This window comes from Streptomyces sp. NPDC094147, assembly GCF_044764265.1.
Lineage (GTDB): Bacteria > Actinomycetota > Actinomycetes > Streptomycetales > Streptomycetaceae > Streptomyces.
In genome coordinates this window covers 809,194-828,534 of sequence record NZ_JBIWHT010000001.1, presented here as the reverse complement: position 1 = coordinate 828,534, position 19,341 = coordinate 809,194, and the positions used below count along the sequence as shown (strand labels likewise).

Below are 19,341 nucleotides of genomic sequence, written 5' to 3'. Positions count from 1 at the left end.
GCACACCCCATGGAGATAGTCGGCAGGGGCTTCCTGGCCGGACACCTGGCAGGCATCGGCGAACACCACCCCGACGTGGTGGCGCTGGCCGCGGGTGTCTCGGCCGCCGGTGACATCCCGCCCGAGCAGTACACCCGGGAGTCCGCCCGCCTGTACGAGGTGCTCAGGCACTGCGAGAAGCACGGCAGACGGCTGGTGTTCTTCTCCACGGCGTCCGCCGGAATGTACTCGGTGCCGGACGCCTCGCCCGGCCGCGAGGACGGACCGGTCTACCCGGCCACCCCGTACGGCCGCCACAAGCTAGCCCTCGAAGCGGTCGTCAAGTCCTCGGACGTCGAATACCTGATCCTGCGCCTGTCGCACGTCGTCGGCTTCAACCAGCCCGCCCACCAGCTACTGCCCGCCCTGGTACGGCAGTTGGTGAGCGGCCGGCTCCAGGTCTACCGCGGCGCGCAGCGCGATCTGATCGACGTCGAGGACGTCATCAAGATCGTGCACACGCTGCTGGTCGACGGCCGCACCCGCGATGTCGTCAACGTCGCGTCGGGCCACGCCCCGCACATCGAGGACGTCGTCACGCACATGGAGGGCCTGCTCGGCACCCGCGCCGAGAAGACCTATGTGGAGGCGTCCGGCGCCCAGCCCGTCTCCATCGACAAGCTCTGCCGTCTCGTGCCGCCGGTGTACGGGCTCGGCTTCGGACCCGACTACTACCGCAGGGTCCTCGACAAGTACGTGCACGCCTACGCGGACCAGCCGGTCGCCGCGTAACCCCACCCACCCCGCAGAATCGGAAGGCCACACCCATGAGCGAGAACAGCCCCGTCGTCGCCGTCGCCCACTTCGTGCTCAAGGACAAGCACAAGGCGAAGGGCGCCGAGTTCGAGAAGGCGTACCTCAAGTACAAGGAGGCCGTCGCCGCCAAGGACGGTCTGCTGCGCACCGCGCTGCTGCGCGGCATCAAGGAGCCGGACAACTTCGTCATCCTCACCTGGTGGCGGGACGCCGACGCGCACCGCACGGTGGTCGGCGACTGGCAGTTCTTCACCGCCGTGAGCAGCCGCTTCGTCTACCTCGCGTCCATCACCAGCGTGCACGGCCCGGTCCTGGCCGGCGAGGGCGCGGCCGACGGGCTCGGCGAGCTCGCGGTGCCGTCCGCGGACGCGGCCGTCGCGCTGACCACGTTCACCCTGCGCGAGGGCGCCGACCAGCAGGCCTTCGAGGCCTCCTTCCTCGGCCACCTCGCCTTCGTCAAGAGCCACGACGGCTTCCTCGGCCACCAGCTGGTGCACTCCAACCGCGAGACCGGCGCCTACGTCAACATCGGCTGGTGGAGCGGCCCGCAGTCCTACCTGCCGGTCCTGCGCAGCCCGGAGATGGCCGCGGACGCCCAGACCATGGCCGTGCACGCCGAGGTCAAGGGCGGCCTCTACAAGGCGGTCGTCGACTCGGCCCGCACGGAGGCCCTGGCCGGCTGAACCACCGCACACGAAAGGCGGGCCGGGTCTTGAAGACCCGGCCCGCCTTTCGTGTCGTACGCGCCGTACGCGCTCAGCGCGCGAAGAGCTCCTCGGCCACCTCGATCGACGGGTTGCCGAACGCGATGGTGCGCAGCACCTTGCGGTAGAGCGGCGTGTGCTTGACGACGGCCGCCAGCTTCGGGCGCACCCGCGTCGCGAAGGTGCCGGTCGACAGCATCGCCTTGGACTGGATGCCCTGGAGCCGCATCATCGTCGCGATGTCCGGGGCCCGCCGCTGCTCGAAACGGGACAGCAGCGCCGCGCTCGCGTCGCCCCGCCCGACCGACTCCACGAGCAGCGGGTGCAGCACCACCGCGTCCTGCACGGACAGGTTGATGCCCTGCGCGCCGATCGGGCTGTGGGTGTGCGCCGCGTCGCCGATCAGGACCAGGCCGTCGACGGCCCAGCGTTCGGCGCGGCCGGAGAACACGTCCAGCAGGCTGAGATCGCGCAGCGAGGTGATCTGCTCGGCGATCAGGTCCGCATAGGCGGGCACCGCCCTCGCCAGCTGCTCCTTGACGTGGTCCAGACCCTGCGCGACCACGGCCTTGTAGCCCTGGTGCGGCAGGGTCCAGCCGACCTGGATCCGGTTGGGCCAGGACCCGTACGCGAGCACCGGACTGGTCCCTGCACTCCTGAACACCCGTACGTCATGGGCGACTTCGGGCTCGTCGCTGGTCAGCTTGAACCAGAGCACGTCCTGGTCGAAGGCCTCGCTGCGGCCCGCCTCGATCCCGGCCAGCCGGCGCACCTTGGAGAACCGTCCGTCGGCGCCGACCACGACCTTGCTGTGGAAGGTGTGCCCGTCGGCGGCGACCCCGGTGATCCGGCCCCGCTCGTCGCGAAGCAGCGCGTTGACGCGGCAGCCGTCCACGTACTCGAAGTCGGTGAACTCCGCACAGTGCAGCAGGAGTTCGGTCAGCAGATGGGACTGGGGGATGGACAGCAGGTGGTCGTACGGGGCGGGCAGGGCGCGGTAGTCGATGTCGAGCAGCACCCGGTCCTGCTCCACGAGCCGGAAGCGGGAGTGCTCGTGGCAGCCGCGCGCGCGGGCCCCGGCGAGCACCCCGAGCCGGTCCAGGACCGTCATCGCGCCCGGCTGGAGGATCTCGCCGCGGAACTCCCGCTGGTGCGAGCGCGAACGCTCCACCACGGTCACCCGCACCCCGGACTTCAGCAGGAGCAGCGCCAGGGTGAGACCGGCGGGGCCCGCCCCGACGATGCACACGTCACTGCGGTGCTCCTCGTCGGCGCGGGCCCCGCCGCGGTCCTCCTCGGCGGCCGCGGTCATCGCTGCCCGGCCGACGCGAGCGCCGACCGCACGTCCGCGGTGGCCAGTTCGAGCACCCGGTCGCGTCCGGTGGCCGCCGCCGCGAGCACGTCCGCCGTCACCAGGACCCCGCCCGGCACTTCGGTCAGCCGCCACCGCCGCCGGTACAGGTCGGCCGGAGCGGGCGCGGTGAGCGGCTTCTGCACGAGGGTGTGCCCGGCGTGCTCGATCTGCACGGCCGGGGTGCCGTCCTGACTGCCGAACCAGGCGCTCTCGTCGCCGTCGCGCTGTGGCAGCGCGGCCAGGAGCCGGGCGTGCACCGAGGCGACCGAGCCGGGCAGCACCGCGCTGTCCTCGACCCGGATCACGTCCGAGGTGAGTGAACCGGGCTGCTCCGTCTTGGACTTGAGGGTGCGCATCTGGAGCCCGCCGTGCCGGTCGAGCTCGCCGGCCGTCTCCTGCGGGTCGGCGTCGGTGGTGAACCAGTGCCCGGACACCACCCGGCAGCCGCCGTCGGGTCGGGGCAGGAAGTCCCAGGTGCCGCCGAGCTCCTTGATCGGGCCCACCGAGCCCTGCTGGACGAAGTCCATGCGCAGCGCCACCGGGTCCAGGGTGCGCCGGGAGGTCCAGATGCGCAGACCGCCCTCGGGTCCCGGGCGCACCGCCCAGAACTTCACCTCGTCGTCCTGGCCGTCCTGGGAGACGAGCTCGGTGTGCGCGATCCAGGGGTAGAGCAGCGGCCAGTCGGCGACGTCCGTCAGTGCCCGGTAGACCGAGTCCGCGGGAGCGTCGATGTCGATTCCGGCGCGGGTGCGGTGGATCTCCCGGTCGGTTGTGGAAGTGGTCACGGCGGTACCTCTCAGAGAGTGGCGGGGGAGGGGGTGGCGGCGGTCCGGGCGCGGAGCATCCGGCTCAGGGTCAGCCCGGGGTCGGTGACCACGACGGGCCCGAGCGCGGCGTCGATGCGGCCGAGCAGCTCCGGGTCGAGCACGGCCCCGGCGGCCGCGAGGTTGCGTGCGATCTGCTCGGGCGCGGAGGCGCCGATGACGGCCGTGGCGACCTGGGCGTTCTGCAGCACCCAGGCCAGCGCGAGTTGAGGCATCGTCAGATTGGCTTCGCCGGCCAGCGCGGCGACCCGGCCGACGGCGGTGAGCACCTCGTCGGACAGGAAGCGGTAGCGCTGGATGGAGACGTCACCGCCCTTGGCGGCCACCGCCCGCGATCCGGCGGGCGCCTGCCGGCCCGGCTGGTACTTTCCGGTCAGTACGCCGCCGGCCAGCGGCGACCAGACCATCTGCCCGATGCCGAGCGGCGCGCAGGCCGGGACGACCTCGGCCTCGATGACCCGCCACAGCATCGAGTACTGCGGCTGGTTGGAGACCAGGACGACGCCCAGCTCGCGGGCGAGTGCGGCGGCCCGCTCGATCTCGTCGGCGGCCCACTCGGAGACGCCGACGTAGCGGACCTTGCCCGAGGACACGGCGTCCGCGAAGGCGGCCATGGTCTCTTCGAGCGGTGTCGAGTCGTCGTACAGATGCGCCTGGTACAGGTCGATGTGCCCGGTGCCGAGGCGGCGCAGCGAGGCGTCCAGGCTCTCGGCGATCCGGGCCGGCGACAGCGCGCCGGGGCCCGGCCCGCCGCCCCTGCCCACCTTGGTGCAGATCACGACGGAGTCCCGGTCGACGCCCGCGAGGGCCCGGCCGAGGTGTTCCTCGGCCCGGCCCTCGGCGTAGGCGTCGGCGGTGTCGAAGGTGGTGATGCCCGCGTCGAGCGCGGCCCGTACGCAGGCGGTGGCGGCCCGGTCGTCCAGCTGGTTGCCCGCGGTCAGCGAGTTCCCGAAGGCGACCCGGCTGACCACCGGTCCCGAGGCGCCGAGACGGCGGTACTCCATGGTGAATCCCTTCTGTTCCCTGGGGGCGCGGGCCCGTCCCGGCTCAGCCCGCGACCGGCTGACGGCTGGTCAACCGCTCGGCCAGCAGCCGCCGTTGGATCTTTCCGTTGCCCGAGCGCGGAATGGCGTCCAGGGGCATGGCGTCCCGCACGTGCTGGTAGTACGGCAGCGCGTCATTGGCCTGGGCGACGATCTCCGCGAGGTCGTCCTCGTGCGAAGGGGCGAGGACGACGAGGGCGCCCGCGACCGCGCCGTGCGCGACGTCCGGCAGCTCGACCACGACGACATCGGCGACCCGCGGGTCGCGGCGCAGGACCCGCTCCACGTCCGAGGGCGCGACCAGGAAGTTGTCGCACTTGAAGACGTCGCCCAGGCGGTCCACCAGGAACAGCCGGCCGGCCTGGTCGATCCGGCCGACATCGCCGGTGCTCAGCCAGCCGTCCGGCTCCAGACCGGTGCCGTCGGGCCCGCCCGCGTACCCCTGCATCACCTGCGGGCCGCGCAGCTGCACCTCGCCGACCGCGCCCACCGCGAGCACCGCCCGCGAGTCGAGGTCGACCACCCGGCACTCGGTCCCGGCGACCGGGGTGCCGACCGAGCCGTGCACCGGGTGGTCCGGGTCGTCGCTGTGGGTCAGCGGGGAGGTCTCGGCGAGCCCGTACCCCTGGAAGACCGGGACGCCGAACCGCTTGGACAGGCGGCGGGCGGCCGGCACCGGGAGGCCGGAGCCGCCGGAGGCGATCCGCCGCACCGACGTCATCGACACGGAGTCCAGGTCCGGGTCGGCCGCGAGGCGGGCGAGGCGGACGGGCAGGCTGTAGAGGATGGTGGCGCGGTGCCGGTTGGCGGTCATCAGCGCGGCGTACGGCTCCGGCGCGGCGCACAGCACCTGGGTGGCGCCCGCCGCGATCGCCGAGTTGAGGTGCATCGGGTGGTACGTCGGCAGGTGGTTCAGGCTCACCGTGTCGCCGTCGAGGCGGTGCGCCCGCGCGATCTGCGCCGCGTTGACCGTCACATTGCGGTGGCTGAGCCGGACCGCCTTGGGCCGGCCGGTGGTGCCGCTGGTGAACTGGAGGGCGGCGGTGTCCCGCGGCCCCCTGGCGGGGGCGGCCGGGGGCACATCGGAGGCGATCGCGGCCAGACCGTCCGTGCCCGCGCCGATCAGGACGACCTCGCGCAGCTCGGGCAGCCGGTCGCGGACCTGCTCCAGGCGCGCGCTCAGGGCCGGGTCGAGAAGGGCGACGCGCGCCCCGCCGAGACCCAGCACATGCAGCAGGTCGTCCTCGCGCAGCAGCGGGTTGACCACGGCCACGGTGTGCCCGGCCCGCACCGCCGCGTAGTACGCGACGGCGAAGTCGGGGTGCAGCACGGAGGCCACCGCCACCACCGACGGCTCGGGCGCCAGCGCCTGGAGCCCGGCGGCCACGGCGTCCACCCGGGCGTCCAGCGTGGCGTAGTCCAGCTCGATGTCGTCGGTGACGATCGCGCGGCGCCCGGGGTGGGCGGACGCGGCCCGCGCGAGCAGCTGGTCGAGGCGGTCCGGCACCTCGGGGACGGCGTCAGTCACGGAGCGCCTCCGCGTAACTGCGGGCCAGCTTCAGGGTGTTGGTGCTGTTGGTGGACAGCGCGCGGTGCACGTACGCACGCGCGTCGGCGACGGTCTTGCCCTCGCCCAGGTACTTCTCGATGGTGTCGGTCCGCAGCGTGACGGTGTGCCGGGACGTGACATCGACGCCGCCCTCGACCTCGGCAATGGTCCAGCGGCCGGTGTGCGCGGTCATCAGGCCCGGCACGGTGGTCTGCTTGTAGACGATGCGGTCCGGGGCGAAGACCACGCGGATCGACTCGGTGGTGTGCACCGAACCGTCGGCGGTGCTGGTGTCCATCGCCATCACCTGCACACCCGGCTCGTCCTCGGTGAGGTCCAGGCGCGCCACGTGCGGCAGGCGCTCGGGCCACAGGTCGGCCCGGTTCAGGAAGTCGAAGACGTCGGCGCCGTCGGCCCGCATGTGGACGGTGTCGTCGAAGGTGAAGACCAGCTCGTCCAACTGGGCGTGCCGCTCGGCGAGTTCCTTGATGTTGTTCAGCTCGGCGGCGCTGTTGCGGTCCACGGCCGCGTTGATCCAGTCGACCGCCTCGGGGGCGTTGTCGACGGCCTCGAAGTCGTGGTGCAGTTCGAGCAGCGAGGTCCCGGCGTCCACGGCGGAGACCACCCAGGCGCCGCCCATTCCGGCCACCGGCGGCGCCGAGACCTCCTGGCGGAAGTCGACGCGCAGCCGCCCGGCGTCGAAGGTGCGGCGCGAGACCCAGTTCTTGACGGCGCCGTTGGCGGTCGCCCAGATGCGGATGCGCTCCGAACCCGCGTCCCGCTCCAGGTGCTCGACGTGCACGTTGGGGCCGAAGTACTGCGGCCACTTGGTGACATCGGCGACGATCCCGTACACGACCTCGGCGGGGGCGGCGACGGCGACGCTGTGCAGGGTGTGGTGCTTCGTTCCGGTCACGGACACGGGAAATTCCTTATCTGCTGGGGGAGTTGGGGGATCCGTCGGCTCAGAAGTTGCCGAGGCCGCCGCAGACGTTGAGCGCCTGCGCGGTGATCGAGGCGGCGGTGTCGGTGGCCAGGTAGCCGACCAGACCGGCGACCTCCTCGGGGGTGGAGTAGCGGCCCAGCGGGATCTTCGAGGTGAACTTGGCGAGGATGGCGTCCTCGGAGGTGTCGTACGCCTCGGCGTAGCCCTGCCGCACGCGCTGCGCCATCGGCGTCTCCACGTAACCGGGGCAGACCGCGTTGACGGTGATCCCGGTCGGCGCGAGCTCGTTGCCGAGCGCCTTGGTGAAGCCGACCACGCCGTGCTTGGACGCGGAGTACGGGGCGCCGAGCACCACACCCTGCTTGCCGGCGGTGGAGGCGATGTTGATGACCCGGCCCCAGCCGCGCTCGCGCATGCCGCCGGCGGTGAGCACCTCGCGGGTGAGCCGGAACACGCTGTTCAGGTTGGTGTCGATGACGTCGTCCCACAGCTCGTCCGACACCTCGGCGGTCACGCCGCCGCCGCTGCGTCCCGCGTTGTTGACCAGCACGTCGACGCGGCCGTACGCGGCGACGGCGGCGGCCACCAGCTCCTTGACGGACTCGGGGCTGCGGACGTCGGCGGTCGTGCCGGAGACCTCGATGCCCTCCTCGCGGAGCTCCTTGACCGTGAGCTCCACGGACTCGGCGCCGCGCGCGCAGATGAACACCGCGAGCCCGGCCCCGCCCAGCGCCCGCGCCGCCGCGAGCCCGATCCCGCTGGTCGCCCCGGTGATGAGCGCGACCCGGCGCTCGCTCGTGTGCTTGGGCTGCGTCATACGAATCTCCTCGGATGAGTTGGTGTACGCGCCCCAAAGTGCCGAGCCCCACTCGAACGGGTATCGAGCGGGGCTGGAAGGCCCGCCCCCAGCACGCCCCCAGCCGGGTTCGAGTGGAGGGCGTGACTGTGGGGGAGCAGAAGATCCAGGAGGAGAGGACCCCCATGAGCGTCACCGAGCTGCCGCAGGCCGCCACAACCGCCGGGCTGTACACGGAGATCCAGCAGTTCTACGCGCAGCAGATGCATCTGCTCGACGACGGCCGGGTCGAGGAGTGGGCCCACACCTTCACCACCGACGGTGTGTTCGCCGCCAACGCGCAGCCCGTCCCCGCGGTCGGCCGCGCGGCCATCACCGCGGCCGCCGCCGCGGCCACCGAGGCGTACGCGAAGGCCGGTGTCCAGCGCCGCCACTGGCTGGGCATGGTCTCCGTCGAGGGCATGACCGACGGCGCCGTGAACGCCCGCTGCTACGCCCTGGTCATCGAGACCCCGCGCGGCGGCCGCCCCGAGATCAAGGCCAGCACCCTGTGCGAGGACCGCATCGTCCGGGTGGACGGCGCCTGGCAGATAGCGGACCGCCGGATCACCCGGGACGACCTGATCTGACCTCCCCCAAGAACGAGTGCCCGCACGCCATCCCCCGTCGTGCGGGCACTTCCTTGTGCGCGGACGGCCCGACTCACACCAGTTCGGGCTGCGGCTGCGGCTGCGGTTCCGCCTGCCGCACCGGTGCGGCCTCCGATTCCCACATTCTGGTGGTCCGTACGTAGGCGTACACCACCGAGGCCATCGCCAGAATGAGAAGCGGACCGGACACCCACGGATGTTCGGCCAGCTCCATCGGCAGAAAGCGATAGGACACCAGGAGCGCGGCGAAGACCGTTGCGCCGTAGGCGACCAGCTGGATTCCGGACCGGTCCCAGCCGCGTGCGAGCGAGCGCAGAGCTGCCTCGACGGTGAGCGCGAACACCACGCCGGCGATGATGTCCCCGCCGTAGTGGTAGCCGAAGCCCAGCGTCGCGCCGAGCGTGGAAATCAGCCAGAAAGCGCCCGCGCATCGCAGAATTCGTGGGCCCTTGCGGGAGTGAACGAAGATGGTGGTGGCCCACGCCGTGTGCAGGCTGGGCATGCAGTTGCGCGGGGTGAACGCGTCGAATGGCATGTGGTGCGGGGTGCTGACCGGCGGCGGTGTGTCCGGCCACAGGTCGGCCACCGGCCAGTGCCCGCCGCCGGTGCCGTAGGCGCCGGTGCCGTACGCGAAGATCGGTCCGACCACCGGGAAGATCATGTAGACGGCCGGCCCGAGCAGGCCTATGGCCAGAAACGTGCGCACCAGATGGTGGCTCGGGAAGCGGCGCTCGATGGCCACGTTGCGCAGCTGGTACAGCGCGACGACGACCGCGGCCACCGCGAGCTGGATGTAGACGAAGTCGAGAACATGGGAGCCGATCGGGCCGGTGGCCTTGACGATCCGGCCCACCAGCCACGACGGGTTGCCCAGCGCGTGATCGGCGGTCGCCATGTACTGGTCGAGCACCGTCGGGCGGGCCTTCGACGTGATGAGCAGCCAGGTGTCGCCGGTCTTGCGGCCGGCCACCAGCAGCAGGCCGAGACCGACGCCCTTCAGCAGCAGGACGCGTTCTTGGCCGGTGCGGCGCGTGACGGCGATGACCGCACAGCCCAGCATCACCCACAGCGCGCCGTTGCCGAACGTCATCTGGGCGCCGACCGCCCACCGCACCAGAAGGACGGCGATGTCGATACCGATCGCGGCACAGGCCGCGATGAACCGTTGCCGCCAGGTGAGCACCACCATCATCAACGCCATACTGGCGTACAGCAAAGGCCCCGATTTAGGGGCGAATATCACCTCTTGCGCCTGGGTGGTGATCGGCCCCGGCAGGCCGTAGTGCCGCGCGGCGATCTCCAGCGCGATGAAGAATCCGAGGGCTGTCACACCCGCCGTGGCCCACAGCATCGCCCGTGGTCGGCGCCACTCGGCGAACGTAATTCTGCGGCTTATTCGCGAAAGCACCCGCGATGCTATAGGTATCAATTGTTTGGCCGATTTGTTAGACGGTGGTGAAGGACAGGCGAAGAACAGGGGTCGCCACGAGTCCGAACATGCTATCGGAGCACTCCAGCGGGCCGAAAAATACCGAGCCCCGTCCGGCGCCGCCCAGCAAAGTTCCAGCTCCTCCGGTGCTGCCCGGCAAAAACCCAGCCTCTCCGGCGTTTGAGGAGCGGGGGTCTGGGGGCAGAGCCCCCAGCACCCTGGGCACGCGCAAACGGCCACCGCACCCCGCGAGGGATGAGGCGGCCGTCACCACAGCACGCTGAAACCTAAGCCGCCGTCGCCGTGGACATGCACTCGTTGATGAACCCCAGCAGCAGCCGGGGCGTAGCCGCCTCCGCCACCGTGTCGTCCGACAGCTGGATCCGGTAGTCCCGCTCGATGACCCCCGTCACCTGGAGGATCGCAAGCGAGTCGTAGCCGAGATCGTCGAACGGCACGTCCAGGACGTCCCCGTCCAGGTCGATCCCCTCGCCGACACCCGCGCACTCGCGCAGCAGCGTGGTCAGTTCCTTGAGATTCATGAAGCTCGCCTCTCTCATTCAGCGGTCGGGTTCAGTTCGCCGCGGTCACGACGGCCGCGGCGTTGAAGCCGCCGGTCCCGCGGGCCAGGACGAGTGCGGTACGGACCGGGCCGCGCCGGGCCCCGGTCACCAGGTCGAGCGTGTCGGCCGCGACCGGGTCGGTGACATGGACGGTCGGCGGGATCACCGCGTCCCGGATGGAGAGCAGCGCCGCCGCGAGGTCGAGCGAGGCGCCGCCGGCGGAGAGCCGGCCCGTCATGGTCTTGGGGGCCGTCACGGGCACACCGCGGGGGCCGAACAGCGCGGTCAGCGCCGCCTCCTCCTGGCGGTCGAGCTCGGGCACGCCGGACGCGTCGGCGAAGACGACGTCCACGTCCGAAGCGGTCAACCCGGCCTCGGCGAGGGCGAGTTCGGCCGCCCGGCGCAGGCCGGGTTCGCCGCCGCGGCCCGGCGCCGGGTCGAAGGTGGCGGCGTACCCCGAGAGCTGTCCGTAGATCCGGGCGCCGCGTGCACGGGCCGCCTCGGCGTCCTCCAGTACGAGGATGGCGCCGCCCTCTCCGGCGACGTAACCGGCGGCCTCGCGGTCGAACGGCAGGAACGCGCGCGCCGGGTCGGCGACGGAGCTCATCCGGCCGCCCGCGAGCTGCGCGGTCCAGCCCCAGGGGCAGACCGCTCCGTCCACCCCGCCGGTGACGATGAGCTTGCTGCCCTTGCGCAGCTGGCGGCGCGCCTGGCCGACCGCGTCGAGGCCGCCCGCCTGCTCGGTGACCAGCACCCCGCTGGGTCCGCGCAGACCGTGCCGGATGGAGATCTGGCCGGTGTTGACGGCGTAGAACCAGGCGTACGACTGGTACGCGGAGACGTACTGGCCGCCCTTGCTCCACAGCGCCTGGAGCTCGCGCTGGCCGAACTCGAAGCCGCCCGCGGAGGCCGCGGTGACCGCGCCCGCCGAGTACTCGGGCAGCTCGGCCGGGTCGGCGCCGGAGTCCTCCAGGGCCTCCTTGGCGGCGGTCAGCGCGAGCCGCGTCATGTGGTCGGTCTGCGGGAGCAGCCGGCTCGGGATGTGCTCCTCGGCGTCGAAGCCGGGCACCTCGCCCGCAAGGGTCGCCGGGTAGCCGGAGGCGTCGAAGCGGGAGACCGGGCGGATGCCGCTCTCGCCGGCCACGGTCGCCCGCCACCAGGCGTCCGTACCCAGGCCGTTGGGGGCGGTGACCCCGATCCCGGTGAACACCGCGGTACCGGAGCGCACCGCCGCCCGTTCAAGGAGCTCGCTCGTCATGCCGTCTTCCTCCGCTCGGGCTTGGTGAGCACGATCGCGCTCTGGAATCCGCCGAAGCCGCTGCCCACGCTCAGGACCGTGCTGATCTCGCGCTCGCGGGCGTGGACCGGCGTGTAGTCGAGGTCGCACTTGGGGTCGGCCTCGCGCAGATTCGCGGTCGGCGGCACCACGCCGTGCTCGATGGCGAGCGCGGACGCGGCGATCTCCAGGGAGCCGATGGCGCCGAGCGAGTGCCCGATCATCGACTTGATGGAGGAGACGGGCGTCGCGTACGCGTGGTCGCCGAGGCTCTTCTTGAACGCGGCCGTCTCGTGCCGGTCGTTCTGCAGGGTGCCCGAGCCGTGCGCGTTGATGTAGTCGATGTCGGTGCCGGGGATGCCGGCCTCTTCCAGGGCCGCGCCGATGGCCTCGGCCATCTCGGCGCCGTCGGCCCGCAGACCCGTCATGTTGTACGCGTTGGAACGCGAGGCGAAGCCGGCGATCTCGGCGTAGATGTGCGCACCCCGGGCCACCGCCTGCCCGTACTCCTCCAGGACGAACACCGCGCTGCCCTCGCCGAGCACGAAGCCGTTGCGGGACTTGTCGAAGGGCCGCGAGGCGGTCTCCGGCTCGTCGTTGCGGTTCGAGGTGGCCTTGATGGCGTCGAAGCAGGCGACCGAGATCGGCGAGATCGGCGCCTCGGTGGCCCCGGCGATCATGACGTCGGCGCTGCCCTCGCGGATCAGCTCGACGGCGTGGCCGACCGAGTCGAGGCCGGAGGTGCAGCCGGTGGAGACGACGGCCGTGGGACCCTGCGCGCCGAACTCCCAGGCCACCTCGGCCGCGAACGAGCTGGGCACGAAGTAGTCGTACAGGTGCGGCACGGCCCGCTCGTGGTCGACCAGCCACTCGGCGCCGTTGTCGCTGACCGCCGCGTACTCGTAGTCGAGTCCGGTGGTCGCGCCGACCGCGCTGCCGATGGTCACGCCGGTGCGGAACGGGTCGATGCCCGCCATGTCCAGACCGCTGTCGGTGACCGCCTCACGAGCGCCCACCAGGGCGAACTGGGCGGCCCTGTCGAGCCGCGTGGACTGCTCCTCGGTCAGCCCCTGGGCGACCGGGTCGAAGTCGACCTCGGCGGCGATCCTGGAGCGGAACGCCGAGGCGTCGAAGAGTGAGACGGCCCTGGTGGCGGTGCGTCCCGCGGTCAGCAGGGACCAGTACTCCTTGGTGCCCACGCCCCCGGGGGCGACCACACCGATTCCGGTGATGACTACGCGTCGGCTCACCTGTCCCCCTCGTTGCGTTGGTCCTGGGGGTGCGCCCCGGGAGAATGCAGCACGGCTGCGTCACCTCTCTTGTAGGTCCGCTGATGGAAGGAGTGTGGTCCCGCCCTCTTGACGCCCGCTGGACTCGCCGTCGTACTCCGCCTTGAGCGACACCCGCAGTTCGAGGGCCACCGCGCGAAGGAGTTCGGGCACGATCTGCTCGCGTACGAAGAAGTGGCCGCCGGGCAGCGTCTGGAGCCGGAAGCGGGTCACCGAGTAGTCGGCCCACTCGGCCATCTCCCACAGCGGCGCGATGGGATCGTCCCGGCCCGCGAGCGCCGTCAGCGGGGTGCCCACCGCCTTGTCGGCGTTGACCTGGCACAGCGCCTCACCGAGCCGCAGATCGTCGCGGAGCGCCGGGATCACCTGGCGCTGCCACAGCGAGCGGTCCCGTCCGGCGGCCTCCGGCGGCGCCGCCTCCAGGTCGACCAGCAGATCGATGAGGTCGTGGTCGGGCAGCCGCGCGCCGCGCAGCAGCGTGTTGCGCAGATGCGGCGGCGGTACGGCGCCGATCACCAGCCGGGCCGGCGGCAGCAGCCCGTCGTCCTCCAGGGTCCGGGTCAGCGCGTGCGCGACGAGACCGCCGAGGCTGTGCCCGTACAGGAGGTACGGGCGGTCGAGCAGCGGGGTGATCAACTCCCGCAGTTCATTCATGAGTTCGGTGGCGTCGGTGATCCGGGCCTCCTTGGCGCGCGGACCCCGGCCGGGCAGCAGCACCGGCACCACCTCGGCCGTGTCGCCGAGCACCTTCTGCCACCTGGCGAAGGAGGAGATCCCGGCGCCCGCGTGGTGGAAGCAGAACAGCCAGGGCGTCATGGTGTCCTCGCGGACCTCGCCGGCCGGTCTCATTCGTCGATCAGGGCGACGGCCCGGGTCCAGCCCGCCCCCGCTCCGGCGATCTTCACGGGGAAGCAGGACACCCGGAACCCGTGCGTGGGCAGCGTGTCGAGCTGGGCGAGCCGCTCCACCTGGCAGTACTCGCGGCGCCGGCCGGCGAAGTGCGCGGGCCACAGCACCGACTTGTCGCCGGTCTCCTGGAAGGTGCGGATCATGTGCCCGAAGGGGGCGTCCAGGCTCCAGGCGTCGGTGCCGATGACGCGTACGCCGAGGTCGAGCAGGAAGTCGGTGGCGGCGCCGTCCAGGCCCGCGAAATCGGTGAAGTACCGTGGTGTGCCCGCGTGTTGGGACGCGCCGGTGTGCAGCATCACGATGTCGAGCGGCCGCGGGGTGTATCCGATGCCGGCGATCTGCTTCTCGATGCGCTCGACCCCGATCGTGCCGGTGCCGACATCGCTGACGTCGAGCACCACGGCCGGGCGCAGGAACCAGTCGAGCGGCATCTCGTCGATGTGCCGGGGCCGCCCGTAGTCACCGACCGAGCCGTAGTGCGAGGGCGCGTCCACATGGGTGCCCGTGTGGCTGGTCAGGGTGAGGGTGTCCAGGGACAGGAGTTCGCCCCCGGGCAGGTCGGCCGGGTCGAAGTCGAGCCCGAAGTGCTCCTTCATCTCCGCCGCCATGTGCGCGGCGCCCTCGGCGGGCGTCATGATCTCGTGGACGATCGGGTCCGGCTCCCAGCCGGCCGCGTCCACGGGCGACGACAGATCGATGACTCGCAAGATAACCCCCAAGGTCGTTGGCGTCGGTCGGGGGCACTGTGCGTCCACTGCCTGGAGGCCGGATGGAGCCGCGCACGCGTCGGACCCCGCCCTGTGGGGGGAGAGGGCGGGGTCCGGACGCGTTGCTGCCGGGCGGTCCTGCCGCCCGTGCGCCGCTCAGGCGGCGAAGAGGTCGAGCACCGGGCGACGCCCGGCCAGGTGCGAGTCGAGCGCGGGGTCACCGGCCAGTACCGCGCGGTGCAGTTGCTGGAGCCGGACCGAGGGGTCCAGGCCCAGCTCGTCGGCGAGCCCGCGGCGCAGGTTCTGGAACACGTCCAGCGCCTGCCACTGCCGGCCCGACCGGTACAGCGCCACCATGCACTGGGCGTGCAGACCCTCGTGCAGCGGGTGACGGGCCGTCAGAGAGGTGAGTTCGGCGAGGAGTTGCATGTGCCGGCCGAGCCGCAGATCGGAGTCGATCCGCTGCTCAAGGACACCGAGCCGGCTCTCTTCGAGGCGTACCAGCTCGATCTCCAGAAGCGGGCCGAGCCGCACGTCCACCAGCGCCGGGCCGCGCCACATGCCGAGCGCCTCGCGGTAGAGCGCGGCGGCGCTCTCGTCGTCACCGCGCTCGGCGGCGCCGCGCCCGGTGGCCACCAGCCGGTCGTACTCGTGCACGTCGACCGCGCCCGGCGTGACTTCGAGGAGGTAGCCGCCGTGCCGGGTGGCAAGCACCTCACGCGCGGTGTAGGGGCTGTCCGGGCCGAGCGCATTCGCGATGAGGCGGCGCAGTTGCAGGATGTACGTCTGCAGGGTGGTGAGCGCGCTGCGGGGCATGTCGGCGCCCCAGATCTCCTCCATCAGCGTCGGCACGGGCATGACCTGGTTGGCGTACACCGAAAGCAGCGCCAGTATCTGCCGGGGCTTGCCGGCGCTCGGGACGACCGACGTGCCGCCCGACTCGGCCATGAGCGGACCGAGAACCTTGATCTCCATGGGATTCCTCCGGGGTCGGATCTGCCGGATGACCCGATGGATTTCGGACCCGGCGCCAAGCACCCTCAAAAACTGTCATCCCGGCCGGTTTCTCGGCAGTGCCGCGCTCCTGAACCCGGCATGTGCGTGTCCCGGTCACACGTATGAAAGTTTCATGGGCATCCCGTGACGGCGGCACTGGGGCCGAATCAGCCGACCCGGCAGAGTTCTGGACGTCGGCCCGACCAGAAGTCGAGCGCCGAGTGACAAGGCCCCTCATCCGCCCGCTAGTCAAGGGATGCCCCTCATGAACGCGAACATCAGCCGCCCCGTGTCCGGCAACGACGACCTCGTGATCGAGGAGTTCGGACAGCAGGTTTGCGCCAACCTCCTGGCCCCCGCGCTGCCTTGCTGGTTCGCCGCACAGGGTCAGGTCTCGGCCGTCGACGCCGCTCGCCTCGCTGCCTGATGGGGGCCGCGCGGGCCGCCGCCCCGCTCGTCGGGTTCAAGCCGCACCTGCGGGTCGAGCAGGTGCCCGGTGAAGCGGTGTACCTGATCTCTGACCAGCGGGTGACCGCACTGCACGGCGAGCAGATAGCCCGCCTCGCCCCGCTCCTCGACGGCACCAGACCCCTGGAGCGGATAGCCAGAGACGCCGAAGACGCGCTTCCGGCCGGGCAGGCCGCCCGCCTGGTGTCCCGGCTGACCGGCGCCGGACTGCTCCGGGGACGCGGGGAACACCCGCTCGCACCCAGGGAGTCGGCCGAGCAGGCCTACTGGGAGGCCGCCGGTCTGGACGGCGCCGAAGCGCTCGACTCCCGTACGCACCAGACGGTTTCGGCGCTCGCCGTCGGCAGCGGCGACGCCGCCGAGCTGGCCGCGTGCCTGACCGCCGCCGGACTCGCGGCGCCCCCGGACGGCGCGGAGTGGACGGCCGCCCTCACGGTGGTCCTCTGCGACGACTACCTCGACCCCGCGCTCGCCGTCGTCGACGCCGAGTTCCGTGCGGCCGGACGGCGCTGGCTGCCGGTGAAGTCCGAGGGCACCGAGGTGTGGATCGGCCCCTTCTTCGGCGACGTGGACGGGCCCTGCTGGTCCTGCCTGGCCGAACGCCTGTGGCGCTCGCGCCCGGTGGAGGCCCATGTCCAGCGCATGCTGGGCCGCTCGGGGCCGGTGCCCCGGCCCTCCTGCACACTGCCCGCGGCCCGCCTCGCCGCCCTCCAGCTGGCCGGCCTCGAAGCCGCCAAGTGGCTCTCCGGCTACCGGCACGCGAGCCAGCAGGCCCTGCGCACCCTCGACGGACTCACCCTCGCCGGTGAACTCCACCCCGTCGTACGCCGCCCGCAGTGCGCCACCTGCGGTGAGCCCGGCATGACCGCCGCCCAGGTGATGGCGCCGGTGGTGCTGCGCTCCCGCGTCAAGCGGGACACCGGCGGCAACGGCCACCGCAGCCTCACCCCGCGCCAACTCCTGGACCGCTTCGGCCACTTGGTGGATCCGGTCACCGGCCTGGTGCGCGGCATCACCCGCAACGAGTGCGGCCCCGAGTTCTTCAACTCCTTCTCCGCGGGCCTCAACCCGGCCGCGGGCGCCCAGGGCATCGGCGCCATCCGGGGCGGACTGCGCGCCTCCTGCGGCGGCAAGGGCACCACCGAGATCCAGGCCAGGGTCAGCGCGCTGGCCGAAGCCCTCGAACGCCACTCGGGCCACTTCGAGGGCGGCGAGGCCACCGTCCGCGGCAGCTACCGCGAGCTGGCCGCCGACGCCGTCCACCCCGACACCGTCCAGCTCTACGACGAGCGGCAGTTCGCCCACCGCGCCGACTGGAACGCCCGCCACGCGCCCTTCCAGCACATCGCCGACCCCTTCGAGGAGGAGGCGCCGACCGACTGGACGCCGCTGTGGTCGGTGACCGAACAGCGCCACAAGCTGCTGCCGACCGCGCTGCTCTACTACGGAGTGCCCCAGCCGCCCGGCGCCGCCACGTGCCTGGCCACCTCCAACGGCACCGCCGCCGGGGGCACCCTGGAGGACGCCGTGCTCCAGGGCTTCCTCGAACTCGTGGAGCGCGACGCGCTCGCCCTGTGGTGGTACAACCGCACCCGCCACCCCGCCGTCGACCTCGACGCCTTCGACGACCCGTGGATCACCGAACTCCGGCGCGTACACGCCTCGTTGGGCCGCGAGGTGTGGGTGCTCGACCTGACCGCCGACCTCGGCATCCCGGTCCTTGCCGCACTGTCGCGGCGTACCGACGCGGGACCCGGGCAGGCGCAGCACATCATGTTCGGCTTCGGCGCCCACTTCGACCCGGCGATCGCGCTGCGCCGCGCGCTGACCGAGCTCAACCAGATGATGCCGCACGTGGTGGCGCCCGACGGCAGCGTCTCCCGCGCCGCCACCGACGACGCGGACGTCCACGCGTGGCTGCGCACGGCCACCGTCGAGGACCACCCCTACCTGCTCCCCGCCGACGTCCCGCCGACCGGCCCCGCCACCCACCCCCACACGCCGCACGACGATCTGCGCGAGGACATCGAGACGGTCGTGGCGCTCCTGCGGAGCAAGTCGATGGAACTGCTCGTCCTCGACCAGACCCGGCCCGACGTGGGCCTGCCGGTGGTCAAGGTGGTGGTGCCCGGACTCAGACCGCACTGGGCCCGCTACGCCCCCGGCCGCCTCTTCGACGTCCCCGTACAGCTCGGCCGGCTGGCCGCGCCGACCCCGTACGAGAACCTCAACCCCGTCCCGCTCTTCCTCTGAACGCGAAGCACCCGCACCCCGACCCGCACCCCGAACGCGAACACCACACCCTGCCGGTGGAAGGACCCTCTCTCATGCGTATCGACCGCCTCGCGGCCCGTGAACTAGGCGAGTTCTGGTCGCTGCGCGAGGACGTCGCGGTCCTGCCCGGTCCGAACACGGTGCTGCGCACCCCCTGGGGGGAGCTGTGCCTGGAGCGCCCGGGGCCGCTGCTGCGCGAGGCGCTGTACCGGATGGAGCTCGGCCCGGTGTCGCTGGGCAATGTGGTGCCCGGCTTCCCGGGGTACGAGGTGCCCGAGGGCGAGTGGAACGACGCGTCGCGGGAGTTGCTCGGCGCCCTGGACTCCCTCCAGCACGTGATCGTGCGTCACCTGGCGATCGGTGCCTCGCCGCTGCTGAGCGTGGTCCCGCTGTCGCCGGCCGCCCGGTTCCGTCCGCCGCCGGCCGCCCCCGGCGCCGAACACCGGCTCCCGGCGGACGTGGTGCTGCGCAGGCCGGGATGCGATCCGGTGCTCGCGTACGAGGGCTCCGACCACCGGGTGGAGCTGCACGGACCCGACGCTGCCCGGCTGCTCCTCCATCTCCAGGGCGCGTACAGCGATTTTCGGTCACCGTTCAACGACTCGCTGCCCCCGACGGTGGTGCGGGCGGCCCGGTCGTATACGGCGGCCGCCGGAATGCTGGCCGTCCAGGAAGTGAAGGGCGGGGCCCGTCTGTGAGAACCGGTCGAGCACTACAGATTTGGGCACTGGATTACCTATGATCCGGTTCGAGACGTGCTTGTGACCGG

At 71.9% G+C, this 19,341-nt stretch carries 19 protein-coding genes; 6 read left to right on the top strand and 13 right to left on the bottom strand.

Going from position 1 to position 19,341, the window contains the following annotated elements; genetic code table 11:
- The first annotated feature begins 9 nt into the window (after positions 1-9).
- Positions 10-771, top strand: coding sequence for an NAD-dependent epimerase/dehydratase family protein (locus ACIQ8J_RS03795; RefSeq protein WP_403264398.1), 762 nt, complete (start codon positions 10-12; stop codon positions 769-771).
- A 35-nt stretch (positions 772-806) separates the two neighbouring features.
- On the top strand, positions 807-1,478 hold the full coding sequence (locus ACIQ8J_RS03790) for an antibiotic biosynthesis monooxygenase (RefSeq protein WP_403264396.1): 672 nt from the start codon (positions 807-809) through the stop codon (positions 1,476-1,478).
- A 73-nt stretch (positions 1,479-1,551) separates the two neighbouring features.
- Here ACIQ8J_RS03790 and ACIQ8J_RS03785 read toward each other — a convergent pair whose 3' ends face one another.
- Genes ACIQ8J_RS03785 through ACIQ8J_RS03760 form a run of 6 tightly spaced genes read right to left on the bottom strand, consistent with a single transcriptional unit; the run spans position 1,552 to position 8,032 of the window.
- Complete coding sequence (locus ACIQ8J_RS03785; protein ID WP_403264394.1) at positions 1,552-2,811, bottom strand: FAD-dependent monooxygenase; 1,260 nt, start codon at positions 2,809-2,811, stop codon at positions 1,552-1,554.
- Entirely contained in the window at positions 2,808-3,638 is an 831-nt protein-coding gene (locus ACIQ8J_RS03780) for an SRPBCC family protein (protein WP_403264392.1), read from the bottom strand. The genes ACIQ8J_RS03785 and ACIQ8J_RS03780 overlap by 4 nt, the downstream gene beginning before the upstream one ends.
- Positions 3,639-3,649: 11 nt before the next feature.
- Entirely contained in the window at positions 3,650-4,681 is a 1,032-nt protein-coding gene (locus ACIQ8J_RS03775) for an aldo/keto reductase (RefSeq protein WP_403264390.1), read from the bottom strand.
- Positions 4,682-4,724: 43 nt separating this feature from the next.
- Positions 4,725-6,248 carry a class I adenylate-forming enzyme family protein gene (locus ACIQ8J_RS03770; protein WP_403264389.1) on the bottom strand — a complete coding sequence of 508 codons (1,524 nt, stop codon included), beginning with the start codon at positions 6,246-6,248 and terminating at the stop codon, positions 4,725-4,727.
- A complete protein-coding gene (locus ACIQ8J_RS03765; protein ID WP_403264387.1) occupies positions 6,241-7,191 on the bottom strand; it encodes an aromatase/cyclase in 951 nt (316 codons plus the stop codon). The genes ACIQ8J_RS03770 and ACIQ8J_RS03765 overlap by 8 nt, the downstream gene beginning before the upstream one ends.
- 43 nt (positions 7,192-7,234) lie before the next feature.
- Positions 7,235-8,032, bottom strand: coding sequence for an SDR family NAD(P)-dependent oxidoreductase (locus ACIQ8J_RS03760; RefSeq protein ID WP_403264385.1), 798 nt, complete (start codon positions 8,030-8,032; stop codon positions 7,235-7,237).
- A gap of 164 nt (positions 8,033-8,196) precedes the next feature.
- On the opposite strand from ACIQ8J_RS03760, the gene ACIQ8J_RS03755 reads away from it, so the two are divergent.
- Positions 8,197-8,640 carry a nuclear transport factor 2 family protein gene (locus ACIQ8J_RS03755; protein WP_403264384.1) on the top strand — a complete coding sequence of 148 codons (444 nt, stop codon included), beginning with the start codon at positions 8,197-8,199 and terminating at the stop codon, positions 8,638-8,640.
- 73 nt (positions 8,641-8,713) lie between these two features.
- On the opposite strand, the gene ACIQ8J_RS03750 is transcribed toward ACIQ8J_RS03755, so the two are convergent.
- From ACIQ8J_RS03750 to ACIQ8J_RS03720, 7 genes are all read right to left on the bottom strand, one after another.
- Positions 8,714-10,012 (bottom strand): DUF5933 domain-containing protein, encoded by a 1,299-nt coding sequence (locus ACIQ8J_RS03750; protein WP_403265227.1) that lies wholly within the window; start codon positions 10,010-10,012, stop codon positions 8,714-8,716.
- Positions 10,013-10,377: 365 nt separating this feature from the next.
- Entirely contained in the window at positions 10,378-10,632 is a 255-nt protein-coding gene (locus ACIQ8J_RS03745) for an acyl carrier protein (protein ID WP_403264383.1), read from the bottom strand.
- A gap of 31 nt (positions 10,633-10,663) precedes the next feature.
- Positions 10,664-11,911, bottom strand: coding sequence for a ketosynthase chain-length factor (locus tag ACIQ8J_RS03740; protein WP_403264381.1), 1,248 nt, complete (start codon positions 11,909-11,911; stop codon positions 10,664-10,666).
- On the bottom strand, positions 11,908-13,179 hold the full coding sequence (locus ACIQ8J_RS03735) for a beta-ketoacyl-[acyl-carrier-protein] synthase family protein (RefSeq protein WP_403264379.1): 1,272 nt from the start codon (positions 13,177-13,179) through the stop codon (positions 11,908-11,910). Before ACIQ8J_RS03735 ends, ACIQ8J_RS03740 begins: the two co-directional genes overlap by 4 nt.
- 60 nt (positions 13,180-13,239) lie before the next feature.
- Entirely contained in the window at positions 13,240-14,067 is an 828-nt protein-coding gene (locus ACIQ8J_RS03730; RefSeq protein ID WP_403264377.1) for a thioesterase II family protein, read from the bottom strand.
- Entirely contained in the window at positions 14,064-14,834 is a 771-nt protein-coding gene (locus tag ACIQ8J_RS03725; RefSeq protein ID WP_403264376.1) for a cyclase family protein, read from the bottom strand. The genes ACIQ8J_RS03730 and ACIQ8J_RS03725 overlap by 4 nt, the downstream gene beginning before the upstream one ends.
- Positions 14,835-14,990: 156 nt before the next feature.
- A complete protein-coding gene (locus tag ACIQ8J_RS03720; RefSeq protein WP_403264374.1) occupies positions 14,991-15,809 on the bottom strand; it encodes a BTAD domain-containing putative transcriptional regulator in 819 nt (272 codons plus the stop codon).
- 286 nt (positions 15,810-16,095) lie between these two features.
- Here ACIQ8J_RS03720 and ACIQ8J_RS03715 point away from each other — a divergent pair, with 286 nt between their 5' ends.
- From ACIQ8J_RS03715 to ACIQ8J_RS03705, 3 genes are all read left to right on the top strand, one after another.
- Positions 16,096-16,257, top strand: a complete 162-nt coding sequence (locus tag ACIQ8J_RS03715; protein ID WP_403264372.1) for a hypothetical protein — start codon at positions 16,096-16,098, stop codon at positions 16,255-16,257.
- On the top strand, positions 16,257-18,551 hold the full coding sequence (locus tag ACIQ8J_RS03710) for a TOMM precursor leader peptide-binding protein (protein WP_403264370.1): 2,295 nt from the start codon (positions 16,257-16,259) through the stop codon (positions 18,549-18,551). Before ACIQ8J_RS03715 ends, ACIQ8J_RS03710 begins: the two co-directional genes overlap by 1 nt.
- A 74-nt stretch (positions 18,552-18,625) precedes the next feature.
- Complete coding sequence (locus tag ACIQ8J_RS03705) at positions 18,626-19,270, top strand: hypothetical protein (RefSeq protein ID WP_403264368.1); 645 nt, start codon at positions 18,626-18,628, stop codon at positions 19,268-19,270.
- Positions 19,271-19,341 lie beyond the last annotated feature (71 nt).

Excerpts from the sequence above, each read along its gene's own strand:
- ACIQ8J_RS03710 (WP_403264370.1), top strand. The coding sequence starts at position 16,257 with ATGGGGGCCGCGCGGGCCGCCGCCCCGCTCGTCGGGTTCAAGCCGCAC.
- ACIQ8J_RS03775 (WP_403264390.1), bottom strand. The coding sequence starts at position 4,681 with ATGGAGTACCGCCGTCTCGGCGCCTCGGGACCGGTGGTCAGCCGGGTC.
- ACIQ8J_RS03730 (WP_403264377.1), bottom strand. The coding sequence starts at position 14,067 with ATGAGACCGGCCGGCGAGGTCCGCGAGGACACCATGACGCCCTGGCTG.
- ACIQ8J_RS03740 (WP_403264381.1), bottom strand. The coding sequence starts at position 11,911 with ATGACGAGCGAGCTCCTTGAACGGGCGGCGGTGCGCTCCGGTACCGCG.
- ACIQ8J_RS03745 (WP_403264383.1), bottom strand. The coding sequence starts at position 10,632 with ATGAATCTCAAGGAACTGACCACGCTGCTGCGCGAGTGCGCGGGTGTC.
- ACIQ8J_RS03755 (WP_403264384.1), top strand. The coding sequence starts at position 8,197 with ATGAGCGTCACCGAGCTGCCGCAGGCCGCCACAACCGCCGGGCTGTAC.
- ACIQ8J_RS03785 (WP_403264394.1), bottom strand. The coding sequence starts at position 2,811 with ATGACCGCGGCCGCCGAGGAGGACCGCGGCGGGGCCCGCGCCGACGAG.
- ACIQ8J_RS03790 (WP_403264396.1), top strand. The coding sequence starts at position 807 with ATGAGCGAGAACAGCCCCGTCGTCGCCGTCGCCCACTTCGTGCTCAAG.
- ACIQ8J_RS03760 (WP_403264385.1), bottom strand. The coding sequence starts at position 8,032 with ATGACGCAGCCCAAGCACACGAGCGAGCGCCGGGTCGCGCTCATCACC.
- ACIQ8J_RS03705 (WP_403264368.1), top strand. The coding sequence starts at position 18,626 with ATGCGTATCGACCGCCTCGCGGCCCGTGAACTAGGCGAGTTCTGGTCG.
- ACIQ8J_RS03715 (WP_403264372.1), top strand. The coding sequence starts at position 16,096 with ATGAACGCGAACATCAGCCGCCCCGTGTCCGGCAACGACGACCTCGTG.
- ACIQ8J_RS03795 (WP_403264398.1), top strand. The coding sequence starts at position 10 with ATGGAGATAGTCGGCAGGGGCTTCCTGGCCGGACACCTGGCAGGCATC.
- ACIQ8J_RS03720 (WP_403264374.1), bottom strand. The coding sequence starts at position 15,809 with ATGGAGATCAAGGTTCTCGGTCCGCTCATGGCCGAGTCGGGCGGCACG.
- ACIQ8J_RS03750 (WP_403265227.1), bottom strand. The coding sequence starts at position 10,012 with ATGCTGTGGGCCACGGCGGGTGTGACAGCCCTCGGATTCTTCATCGCG.